Source organism: Hymenobacter cyanobacteriorum (assembly GCF_022631375.1).
Taxonomy (GTDB): domain Bacteria; phylum Bacteroidota; class Bacteroidia; order Cytophagales; family Hymenobacteraceae; genus Hymenobacter; species Hymenobacter cyanobacteriorum.
On record NZ_JALBGC010000001.1, the window covers coordinates 698,674 to 710,332 of the forward strand.

General features: G+C 59.3%; 10 protein-coding genes. 9 read left to right on the forward strand and 1 reads right to left on the reverse strand.

Annotation, left to right across the window (positions count from 1 at the left end; genetic code table 11):
* The first annotated feature begins 27 nt into the window (after window positions 1-27).
* Window positions 28-1,119 carry a glutamine-hydrolyzing carbamoyl-phosphate synthase small subunit gene (gene carA / locus MON38_RS02985; RefSeq protein WP_241934644.1) on the forward strand — a complete coding sequence of 364 codons (1,092 nt, stop codon included), beginning with the start codon at window positions 28-30 and terminating at the stop codon, window positions 1,117-1,119.
* 66 nt (window positions 1,120-1,185) lie between these two features.
* Here the strand turns inward: carA and MON38_RS02990 are convergent, their stop codons facing one another.
* On the reverse strand, window positions 1,186-1,728 hold the full coding sequence (locus MON38_RS02990; protein ID WP_241934645.1) for a hypothetical protein: 543 nt from the start codon (window positions 1,726-1,728) through the stop codon (window positions 1,186-1,188).
* Window positions 1,729-1,821: 93 nt separating this feature from the next.
* Here MON38_RS02990 and carB point away from each other — a divergent pair, with 93 nt between their 5' ends.
* The 8 genes from carB (at window position 1,822) to MON38_RS03030 (ending at window position 11,628) form a co-directional block, all read left to right on the forward strand.
* Window positions 1,822-5,067, forward strand: a complete 3,246-nt coding sequence (gene carB, locus MON38_RS02995) for a carbamoyl-phosphate synthase (glutamine-hydrolyzing) large subunit (protein WP_241934646.1) — start codon at window positions 1,822-1,824, stop codon at window positions 5,065-5,067.
* 146 nt (window positions 5,068-5,213) lie between these two features.
* Complete coding sequence (locus tag MON38_RS03000) at window positions 5,214-6,158, forward strand: Rossmann-fold NAD(P)-binding domain-containing protein (protein WP_241934647.1); 945 nt, start codon at window positions 5,214-5,216, stop codon at window positions 6,156-6,158.
* A 216-nt stretch (window positions 6,159-6,374) separates the two neighbouring features.
* Window positions 6,375-7,970 carry a flexirubin biosynthesis tyrosine ammonia-lyase FlxA gene (flxA, locus tag MON38_RS03005; protein WP_241934648.1) on the forward strand — a complete coding sequence of 532 codons (1,596 nt, stop codon included), beginning with the start codon at window positions 6,375-6,377 and terminating at the stop codon, window positions 7,968-7,970.
* Window positions 7,971-7,994: 24 nt separating this feature from the next.
* Window positions 7,995-8,723 (forward strand): flexirubin biosynthesis SDR family reductase FlxB, encoded by a 729-nt coding sequence (flxB, locus tag MON38_RS03010; RefSeq protein WP_241934649.1) that lies wholly within the window; start codon window positions 7,995-7,997, stop codon window positions 8,721-8,723.
* Window positions 8,724-8,848: 125 nt separating this feature from the next.
* On the forward strand, window positions 8,849-10,075 hold the full coding sequence (locus MON38_RS03015) for a beta-ketoacyl-[acyl-carrier-protein] synthase family protein (RefSeq protein WP_241934650.1): 1,227 nt from the start codon (window positions 8,849-8,851) through the stop codon (window positions 10,073-10,075).
* On the forward strand, window positions 10,060-10,329 hold the full coding sequence (locus tag MON38_RS03020; RefSeq protein WP_241934651.1) for a phosphopantetheine-binding protein: 270 nt from the start codon (window positions 10,060-10,062) through the stop codon (window positions 10,327-10,329). Before MON38_RS03015 ends, MON38_RS03020 begins: the two co-directional genes overlap by 16 nt.
* Window positions 10,322-11,203, forward strand: a complete 882-nt coding sequence (locus MON38_RS03025) for a lysophospholipid acyltransferase family protein (RefSeq protein ID WP_241934652.1) — start codon at window positions 10,322-10,324, stop codon at window positions 11,201-11,203. Before MON38_RS03020 ends, MON38_RS03025 begins: the two co-directional genes overlap by 8 nt.
* Window positions 11,200-11,628, forward strand: a complete 429-nt coding sequence (locus MON38_RS03030; protein WP_241934653.1) for a hotdog family protein — start codon at window positions 11,200-11,202, stop codon at window positions 11,626-11,628. Before MON38_RS03025 ends, MON38_RS03030 begins: the two co-directional genes overlap by 4 nt.
* Window positions 11,629-11,659 lie beyond the last annotated feature (31 nt).

Genomic DNA, 11,659 nt, shown 5'->3' on the forward strand with positions numbered 1-11,659 from the left:
GCCTTTTTTTTAATATTTAACACTACCTTGGAAAACACGAAACAGGTCAAACTTATCCTCGAAGACGGCACCGAAATCGAGGGCACTTCCTTCGGCGCGTTCACCTCATCGGCGGGCGAAGTGGTATTCAGCACGGCCATGACCGGCTACCCCGAAAACCTCACCGACCCGTCCTTCGCCGGCCAGATTCTGGTGCTCACCTACCCCATGGTGGGCAACTACGGCGTGCCCGGCGAAGAATTGTACGAGTCGATTTCGAAGATTTTCGAGTCCGACAAAATTCACATTGCCGGCCTCGTGGTGAACTACTACTCCGAGGAGCACAGCCACTGGAACGCCGCCAAAAGCCTCGGCGACTGGCTGAAGGAGTACAACATCCCCGGCATTTTCGGCGTCGATACCCGCATGCTCACCAAGAAACTGCGCGAGAAAGGCGCCATGCTGGGCAAAATCGTGGCCGAAACCGATGTGCCCCTGCACGACCCCAACCTCGACAACCTCGTGGCCCAGGTGAGCCCGGCCGGCGTGCAGCACTACGGCCACGGCCAGCACAAAATCGTGCTCGTGGACTGCGGCACCAAAACCAACATCATCCGCTGCTTCCTGGAGCGCGACGTGGAGCTGATTCGGGTGCCTTGGGACTACGATTTCACGACCCTCGACTACGACGGCCTGTTCCTGAGCAACGGCCCCGGCGACCCCAAAATGTGCGCCCCCACCATCCAGAACCTCCACAAAGCCCTGCAACAGGACAAGCCGATTTTCGGCATCTGCCTGGGCAGCCAGCTCATGGGCCTGGCCGCGGGTGGCGACACCTTCAAGCTGAAATACGGCCACCGCAGCCACAACCAGCCCGTGAAGCTCACCGGCACCCAGCACTGCTACATCACCAGCCAAAACCACGGCTTCGCAGTGGATACCGAAACGCTGCCCGCCGAGTGGGACATGCTGTTCGAGAACCTGAACGACGGCACCTGCGAAGGCATCAAGCACAAAACCAAGCCGTTCTTCTCCACCCAGTTTCACCCCGAAGCCGCCGGCGGCCCGCAGGATACAGAGTTTCTGTTTGATGACTTTTTGAAAGCGGTGGTGGAGTATAAGGAGACGCAGGCTAAGTAAGAACGACGAATAAGAACGTCATGCAGAGCGCAGCGAAGCATCTCGCCCGCTTCGCTTGCATTACTTCTACCGAAACCCAGGATTTGCTTGGTAACCTGATTCATTGAAATACATTGGCACAGTGAGTTTCTCGCCTTTGTAATCAGCGGCAAACTCCACCATGTACTCCACTTTCGTTGTTTTCATTTCCTTCTTCCTGCGATTTACTCTGATTTGCTTAGGAAACCAAGTAATTTCCTTGTAAGCTCTTCCTACACCTTGCGCATTAACTCCGTTTTGCGCAATTATATTTTGAGTTGGTTTTGGCAATTCTTCTATTGGTATTTCCAATTTTAATTCAACAGGCTTACCATCTCTATCATAAGACGCATTTACCACCCGGTTATTCTGCTTTGAATAGAACATGAATTCGCCTTCTGGATTTGCATCACCGCCATACACATAACACGAATCAATCTGAGCCTTCGGAAAATTCTTTTTAAATTTTCTAACTGCGGCATCCGGGACTGGAATCACGCGAGTACGCATTGAATTCTTTGCTTGATAAGCCTGTGCCAGCAATTGATTTGTGATTGTGCAGAAGAAAACAAGACTTAAAAGCTTTTTCATTTAGCAACTTTTTCTCGGTTCAACAGAAACTCTAAAGTAGTTCGCCTTTTCTGCTTACCATCCCCGACGTTCCTTTTGAACAACTTCCTTAGAATGAACAAACCCAACAAAGTTCTCATCCTTGGTTCCGGCGCCCTCAAAATTGGCGAGGCCGGGGAGTTCGATTATTCCGGCTCGCAGGCCCTCAAGGCGCTGAAGGAGGAAGGCATCCGCACCATCCTCATCAACCCCAACATTGCCACCGTGCAGACGTCGGACAACATTGCCGACGACGTGTACTTCCTGCCCGTGACGCCCTACTTCGTGGAGGAAGTCATCAAAAAAGAGCAGCCCGATGGCATTCTGGTGGCCTTTGGCGGCCAAACGGCGCTGAACTGCGCCGTGGCCCTGTACCGCGCCGGCGTGTTCGAAAAGTATAATGTGAAGGTGCTGGGCACGCCCGTGCAGAGCATCATCGACACCGAGGACCGGGATATTTTCAAGGAGAAGCTGGAGCAGATTGGCGTGCTCTCGGCCCGCAGCGTGGCCGTGACGACGATGGACGATGCGCTGGCGGCGGCCGAGAAAATCGGTTTCCCCATCATCGTGCGGGCGGCGTTTGCGCTGGGCGGGCTGGGCAGCGGCTTTGCCAATAACATGAACGAGTTGCGGACGCTGGCCCAGAAATCCTTCACCACTTCCGACCAGATTCTGGTGGAAGAATCCTTGAAGGGCTGGAAGGAAGTGGAGTACGAAGTGGTGCGCGATGCGTATGATAACTGCATCACGGTCTGCAACATGGAAAACTTCGACCCCATCGGCATCCACACCGGCGAGAGCATCGTGGTGGCCCCGTCGCAGACGCTGAGCAACCGCGAGTACCACAAGTTGCGCAGCATTGGCATCAAGACCATTCGCCACCTGGGCATCGTGGGCGAGTGCAACATTCAGTACGCGCTGGACCCCGTTTCGGAGGATTACCGCGTGATTGAGGTGAACGCGCGCCTGTCGCGCTCCTCGGCGCTGGCCTCCAAGGCGACAGGATACCCGCTGGCCTTCGTGGCCGCCAAGCTGAGCCTGGGCTACTCGCTGGCCGAGCTGAAAAACAGCGTGACGCAGACCACGTCGGCCTTCTTCGAGCCGGCGCTCGACTACGTGGTGGTGAAGCTGCCGCGCTGGGATTTGGGTAAGTTTGCGGGCGTTAACCGCCAGATTGGCAGCGCCATGAAGAGCGTGGGCGAGGTCATGGCCATTGGCAAATCCTTCGAGGAAGCTATCCAGAAAGGCCTGCGGATGCTGGACACCGGCAAGCGCGGCTTCGTGGCCAACCGGCCCGAGGAGGACCTGGACCACGCCGCCATCGACCAGCTCCTGAGCGAGCCGAATGAGGAGCGCATCTTCGCTATCAATAGCGCCTTCGAGGCCGGCTACACGCTGGAGCAGGTGCACGAACTGACCAAGATTGACCACTGGTTTTTGCAGCGCCTCTACGGCATTTTTGAGCTGGGCAACCAGCTCGCCGCCGGCCGCAGCGCGGGCCTTGACGGGCTGGAAACCAAGCTGCTGCGCGATGTAAAGAAAGCTGGTTTCTCCGACCAGCAGATTGCGGTGAAGCTGCTGGGCGAGGGCGACGACACGCACGGCACCAAAGCCGACGAGCTGCTGGTACGCGCCCGCCGCAAAGCTCTGGGCGTGCTGCCCGTGGTGAAGCAGATTGACACGCTGGCGGCCGAGTTCCCCGCTAAAACCAACTACCTCTACACCACTTACCACGGCACCGAAAACGACCTGGCGCGCGAAACCGCGCAGTCGGTGGTGGTGCTGGGCTCGGGCGTGTACCGCATCGGCTCGTCGGTGGAATTTGACTGGTGCGGCGTGCAGGCCGTGCAAACGGCGGCCGCCGAGGGCTACAAAACCATCATTATCAACTACAACCCCGAAACCGTTTCGACCGACTACGACGTGTCGGACCGGCTGTATTTCGAGGAGCTGAGCTTCGAGCGGGTGATGGACATCTTGGATTTTGAGCAGCCCGGCGGCGTGATTCTGAGCACCGGCGGCCAGATTCCCAACAACCTCGCCACCCGTCTGGCCGATGCCGACGCGCCCATCCTGGGCACTGCGCCGGCCCGCATCGACGAGGCCGAGAACCGCCACAAGTTCAGCAGCATCATGGACGAGCTGGGCATTGCCCAGCCGCGCTGGAAAGAATTGACCTCGCTGGCTGCCATGCAGGAATTCGTGCGCGAGGTTGGTTTCCCGGTGCTCATCCGGCCAAGCTACGTGCTGTCGGGCGCGGCCATGAACGTGGTTTCCAACAACTTCGAGCTGGAAGAATTCCTGAAAACGGCCGCCGAGGTCAGCGCCGAATACCCGGTGGTGGTGTCTGAGTTCATCCAGGAAGCCAAGGAAATTGAGCTGGACGCGGTGGCCGACCACGGCGAAATTGTGAGCTACGCTATTTCCGAGCACGTGGAGTTTGCCGGCGTGCACTCCGGCGACGCTACCATGTACTACCCGCCCCAACGGGTGTACGTGGGCACCATCCGCAAGCTGAAAATCATCGCCGAAAAGATTGCCAAGCGCTACGAAATCAGCGGCCCGTTCAACATCCAGTTCCTGGAGAAAAACGGCGAAATCCGCGTGATTGAGTGCAACATCCGGGCCTCGCGCAGCTATCCCTTCGTATCAAAAATCTCGGGCAACAACCTTATCAAAAAGGCCACGCAAGTGCTGCTAGGCAAACACGTAGAACGTGACGAAAGCGAGCGGGTCTACGACCTGCCCTTCGTGGGCGTGAAAGCCCCGCAGTTCTCGTTCACCCGCCTGCCCGGCGCCGACCCGGTGCTGCGCGTGGATATGGTGAGCACCGGCGAAGTCGGCTGCCTGGGCGACACCGCCGAGGAAGCCCTGCTGAAATCGATGCTGAGCGTGGGCTACAAAATCCCCCAGAAATCGGTGCTGATTTCCGGCGGCCCCATCATCTCCAAAGTGGCCCTGCTCGCGCCCGCCGCGCTGCTCATCAAAAAGGGCTACACCGTGTATGCTACGCAAGGCACGCACCGCTTCTTCGCCGAAAACGGCATTCCCAGCAGCCTGCTCTTCTGGCCCGATGAGTTGCAGGAACCCAACGTGCTGACGTATCTGAAGGAAAAGAAAATCGACCTGGTCATCAACATCCCCAAAAACCTCTCGAAGGGTGAATTGGATAACGACTACAAAATCCGCCGCACGTCCGTGGATTTCGGCGTCGGTTTGCTGACCAATGCGCGGCTGGCGAAGGCATTTATTCAGGCCTTCTGCTCGCTGGAAATGAAGGACTTGAGGATTAAGAGTTGGAACGAGTATAAGGCGATGTAGTCGCAGGACAACAGCGAAAGCAACTTTTATATAGGACGTTATGCTGAGCTTGTCGAAGCATCTCTACCGCGAGAGTAACCATTTACTACTGCGGTAGAGATGCTTCGACAAGCTCAGCATGACGTTCTTTTTGACACTGAATTATTATGAAAAACTTCACCTCCTTCGCCGATGCGGGCGACTACAAAGCCCTGTTGCAGCAAGCCCTGGAAATCAAGGCCAACCCCTACGGCTACCAGCACATCGGGCGCAATAAAACCGTCGGCCTCATCTTCTTCAACCCCAGCCTGCGCACCCGGCTCAGCTCGGTGAAGGCGGCCTACAACCTGGGCGCGCAAGCCTGGGTGCTCAACGCCGGAGCCGACTCCTGGACCCTGGAAATGGCCGACGGCGCAGTAATGAACGGCGGCACCCAGGAGCACATCAAGGACGCCATCGCAGTAATGAGCCAGTACTGCGACGTACTGGGCGTGCGCACCTTCCCCACCCTCAAGGACAAGGCCGAGGACTACGGCGAAGTCGTGTTCAGTAAGATTCTGCAGTACGCCACCGTGCCCGTCATCAGCCTGGAAAGCGCCACGCTGCACCCGTTGCAGTCGTTCGCCGACCTCATTACGGTGGCCGAAACCAAGCAGAAGGAGCGCGTGAAAGTGGTGCTCACCTGGGCTCCGCACGTGCGCGCCCTGCCCCAGTGCGTGCCCAACTCCTTCTGCGACTGGTTCTCGGAAATCGACTGGGTCGACTTCGTCATCACCCACCCCGAGGGCTACGAGCTGGACCCCAAATTCACCAAAGGCGCCCGCATCGAATACGACCAGAAGAAAGCCCTCGAAGGCGCCGACTACGTGCAAGCCAAAAACTGGAGCAGCTACCTCGACTACGGCCAAGTGCTCGGCAACGACCCTGCCTGGATGCTTACTCCCGAGCACATGGCCCTGACCGACGGTGCTAAATTCCTGCACTGTTTGCCCGTGCGCCGCAACGTGGAAGTGTCCGATGCCGTGCTCGACGCGCCCGGCTCGCTCATCATCCAGGAAGCCGGCAACCGGACTATTTCTATGCAAACCGTGCTGCACGAGCTGCTGAAGTAGCAATTGCCGCTTCCAAACCCCTCGGCCCGCTCCAAACAATGCGTTTTGGGGCGGGCTTTTTTTGCTTTCAGATTCGGGGGATTCATGGTACTTTTGTAGGCTTTTCACTATGTTCAGTTATCAGAGAAATCCAGTTAAGCCTGCTTGATTCGCTTAATTTCGGCTTCTGTTATCTGTTTTATCCCATAGCTTTACATTCGCTCCCGCTCTCCATCCATGCCCCATTCCCACTCTGTTAATGGCGTTGCTTCGGCCGCCCCGACTACGCAGCCGGTGCTGGTGGGTGAGGCGCGGCTGACGCTGGATGACTTCCACGCCGTGCTCTACGGCGGGCGGCATATCAGCCTGGCCCCGGCGGCGTTGGAGCGCGTGGCGGCCAGCTACGAATTCCTGAAAAGGTTTTCCACGGGCAAGCTGATTTACGGCATCAACACCGGCTTCGGACCGATGGCGCAGTACAAGATTGGCGACGCCGACCTGCATGCCCTCCAGCTCAACCTTATCCGCAGCCACTGCACCGGCTTGGGCAACCTGCTCCCACCGCTCGAAATCAAGGCCCTGATGCTGGCCCGGCTGTGCAGCCTGCTGCGCGGCTACTCGGGCGTGCACCCCGAATTGGTGCACCTGCTGGGCGAGCTGATTAACCGCGACCTGCTGCCCTGCATCTACGAGCACGGCGGCGTGGGCGCCAGCGGCGACCTCGTTCAGCTGGCCCACCTGGCGCTGGCCCTCATCGGCGAAGGCGAGGTGCTTGACCGCGGCCGGGTGCGCCCCGCCGGCGAGGCCCTACGTGAAGCCGGCCTCACGCCACTCACCATTCACTTCCGCGAAGGGCTGGCGCTGCTCAATGGCACTTCAGCCATGGCCGGCGTGGGCGTGGTGAATTTGCTGGCTGCCCGCCGCGTCATCAACTGGTGCCTGCTGCTGTCGGGCACCATCAACCAGCTGGTGGAAGCCTACGACGATGCCGTATCGGCGGAGTTGAACGCGGTGAAGCTGCACCCCGGGCAGGCCGCCGTGGCCGCCGCGCTGCGCACCCTGAACGAAGGCTCGGACCTGGTGCGGCAGCGCCACGAGGTGCTGTATAAGGAAGAAAACCACGCCACCGACGTGCTCACTGATAAAGTGCAGGAGTATTACTCGCTGCGCTGCGTGCCGCAGGTGCTCGGGCCGGTGCTCGATGCTTTCCGGCAGGCCGAGCAGGTGGTGCTCGATGAAGTGGCCTCGGTGAACGACAACCCGGTGGTGGACTTTGAGAACGAAAACGTCTTCCACGGCGGCAATTTCCACGGCGACTACGTGGCCTTCGAGATGGACAAGCTGAAAATTGCCATCACCAAGCTGGCCATGCTCAGCGAGCGGCAGCTCAACTACCTGCTGAATGACAAGCTGAACCAGAAACTGCCGCCTTTTATCAACACGGGCAAGCTGGGGCTGAACTTCGGCCTGCAGGGCATGCAGTTTACCGCTACTTCCACGGTGGCCGAATGCCAGTCGCTGTGCATGCCGGTGTACGTGCACAGCATCCCAAACAACAATGACAACCAGGACATTGTGAGCATGGGCACCAACGCCGCCGTCATCGCCCGCAAGGTAATTGGCAACGCGGCCGAGGTGCTGGCCATCCACGCCGTGGCCGTGATGCAGGCCGTCGACCACCTGGGCGTGGCCGGGCGGCTGTCGCCCCGCTGCCGCGCCGCCTACGAGCAGGTGCGCGCCGTGTTCCCGCAAGTGCTGGCCGACCAGCCGCATTTCCTGCGCCTGCGCCAGGTGGTTGCCCTCATCCAATCCGAAGACCTCGGCCTTCTCTAACCGCTGCAAAAACGCCTACGCTACGTGAAATACGCTTTAATCACCGGAGGTTCCCGCGGCATTGGCCGGGCCGTGGCCATCAAGCTAGCCGGCATGGGCTACCACATTCTGCTCAACTACAAGTCGAACCACGCCGAGGCCGAAACCACCAAAGCTGCCGTAGAAGCTGCTGGCGTGACCTGCGAGTTGCTGCCCTTCGATGTGGCCAATAAGGACCACGTGGACGAGGTGCTAGGCGGCTGGGTTGAAGCCCACAAAGAGGCTAAAATTGAAGTACTGGTGAACAACGCCGGCATCCGCGAAGACAGCCTGTTTATCTGGATGACCGATGAGCAGTGGAAGGGCGTGATTTCGACTAGTCTGGACTCGTTTTTCTACGTTACCAAGCACGTTATCAACGGCATGCTCACCGCCAAGTTCGGGCGGGTTATCAACGTGGTGTCGCTGTCGGGCCAGAAGGGCCTGCCGGGCCAAACCAACTACTCGGCGGCCAAAGCCGGCCTCATCGGGGCCACCAAGGCGCTGGCGCAGGAAGTGGCCCGGCGCAACATTACGGTGAATGCCGTGGCCCCCGGCTTCATCAAAACCGATATGACCAGCGACCTGAAAGAGAGCGAGCTGGTGAACATGATTCCGATGCGCCGCTTTGGCCAGCCCGAGGAAGTGGCGGAGGCCGTGGCCTTTTTCGCCTCGCCGGCCAGCTCCTACATCACCGGCGAAGTGCTGTCCATCAACGGCGGCCTCTACTCCTAAAGCGGATGGGCCGGCCGGGTGAACTCTTGATGAAATCAGGGCAGTTGAACCGCTGGATACGCGGAAAATTCCGGCCAGGCCAGTATCTTTAACCTCGCTTTAATCTCAACTTTCCGCCAACAACCATGAACAGAGTGGTCGTGACTGGCCTCGGCATCTACTCCTGCCTCGGGCAGAACCTTGAGGACGTGCGCGATGCGCTGTACGCCGGCAAGTCGGGCATCGTGGTCGACCAGGAGCGTAAGGACTTCGGCTACCGCTCGGGCCTCACCGGCACCGTGCCCCGCCCCGAGCTGAAGGGCAAGCTCGACCGCCGCGCCCGCATCAACCTGCCCGAGCAGGGCGAATACGCCTACATGTCGACCACCGAGGCCATGCGCACGGCGGGCATCGACGCGGGCTATTTCGTGGATAATGAGGTGGGTATCATCTTCGGCAACGATAGCTCGGCCCAGCCGGTGATTGAGGCCATCGACATCATCCGGGCCAAGAAAGACACGACGCTGCTGGGCTCGGGCTCCATCTTCCAGACCATGAACTCGACGGTGACTATGAACTTGGCCACCATCTTCCCGCTCAAAGGCATCAACCTGACCTTGAGCGCGGCCTGCGCCAGCGGCTCTCACTCCATCGGCATGGGCTACCTGATGATTAAGAGCGGCTTGCAGGACATGATACTGTGCGGTGGAGCCCAGGAAATCAACAAGTACGCCATGGGCAACTTCGACGCGCTGTCGGCTTTCTCCATCCGGGAGGATGCGCCGGCCCAGGCTTCACGGCCTTTCGACCGCGACCGCGACGGCCTGGTACCCAGCGGCGGCGCGGCGACGGTGATTCTCGAAAGCCTGGAATCGGCGCAGCGGCGCGGGGCGCGCATCTACGGCGAGGTGGTGGGCTACGGCTTTTCGTCCAACGGCGGCCACATCTCCAACCCCACGGTGGAAGGCCCCGTGCGCGCGCTGGCCAAGTCGCTGGCCGACGCCGGTTTGCAGGCCGCCGACATCGACTACATCAACGCCCACGCCACCTCCACGCCGGCCGGCGATGCCAGCGAGGCCCGCGCCATTGCCGAGATTTTTGGGGCGTACGGCACGCCAGTCAGCTCCACCAAGTCGATGACCGGGCACGAGTGCTGGATGGCCGGCGCCAGCGAAATCGTGTACTCGATGCTGATGATGGAGCACGGATTTGTGGCCCCGAATATTAACTTTGAAAACCCCGACGCTGACTCGGCTAAACTCAACATTATCAGCAAAGCGACCGAAACGACTATCGACACTTTCCTTTCCAATTCCTTCGGTTTCGGAGGCACCAATTCTTCTTTAATTATCAAAAAATGGAAGCACCAGTAAAAACCAAGGCTGAGGTTATTTCCACTATCAACGAATTTCTATCCGAAGAATTTGAAGTAGATATTGACACGATTCAGCCCGACGCCAACCTGAACACGACGCTGGGCCTCGATAGCCTCGACTACATCGACCTGGTGGTGATGACGGAGAGCAACTTCGGCTTCAAAGTGAAGCCCGAGGATTTCCCCGGCATCAAGACCTTCAACGATTTTTACCAGTACATCTTCGCCAAAATCGGCCTGCTGGATGACTAACTGGCAGGGCCGCTCGCAGGCGACGGTCACGGGCTACCGCATTTTTGGGTTTTTCATCCGGCACCTGGGCGTGTGGGCGGCGTATTTCATCCTGCTGTTTGTGGCGGGCTACTACTTCTGCTTTTCGCCGAAAAGCTCCGCTCCTATTCTGGACTTATACCGCCGCCGGCTGCATTTCCCGGCCCTGAAGGCACTGCGGCTGCTGTACGTCAACTACTTTCGGTTCGGGCAAACGCTGATTGACAAGTTTGCCGTGCTGGCGGGCCAGCAGTCGGCCTTCACGTTTGCGTTTGATGGCGGGCAGCACCTCGATGCCATGGTGGCGCTGGGCGAGGGCGGCATTCTGCTGAGCGCGCACGCTGGCAACTGGGAAGCCGCCGGCCAATTGCTGAGCCGCCTGAACCGGCCGGTGAGCATTGTGATGTACGACGGCGAGGAGGCCAACATCAAGCAGTTTCTGCAGCAGTCGGCCAACAAGAAATTCCAGGTCATTTTCGTGCAGAAGGACCTGTCGCACATCTTCAAAATAAACGCCGCGCTGGCGGCCAACGAATTGGTGTGCATTCACGCCGACCGTTTTCTGCCCGGCACCAAAACATTGAGCCAGGATTTTCTGGGCGCGCCGGCCCGCTTTCCGGAGGGGCCGTTTCTGCTGGCGCTGAAGTTTTCGGCGCCGGTGACGTTCGTGTACGCTTTCAAGGAAACGGCCACGCACTACCAGTTGTCGGCCACGCCGCCGCAGCGCTACCGCACAGCCCAGCACGATACTGTGGGCACCATTGCGGCCGCCTACGCCCGCACCCTCGAAGCCAAAGTGCGCCAGTACCCGGCGCAGTGGTTCAACTACTACGATTTCTGGAACGCCACCGCATGATTGCCACCGGAGAGGCCCTCACCCGCCTGCTGCCCCAGCGCCCGCCTATGTTACTGATTGACGCCTTGCTTGAGTGCGCCAACGACCGGACTGTGAGCCAGTTCCAGGTGCCGGCCGATTTGGTGCTGGTGGAGGACGGCTACCTGAGTGAGGCGGGGCTGATTGAGAACATTGCCCAGACGGCGGCGGCCGGCGCGGGCTACGGCTACCAGCAGGGCGGGGCGGGCGCGCCGCCCATCGGCTTTATCGCGGCCATCAAGGACCTGCGCGTGGGGGCGCTGCCGGCCGTGGGCACTGTGCTCACCACCGAAGTGCTGGTGCAGAACCAAGTGCTCGAATTTACCATCGTGCGCGGCACGGTGAGGGCCGCGGGCGCTACCTTTGCCGAGTGCGAAATGCGCATTTTTATTAAAGATTCCGAGTAGCTGCGTGCCTTGGCTCCCTGCATTCGGCGGG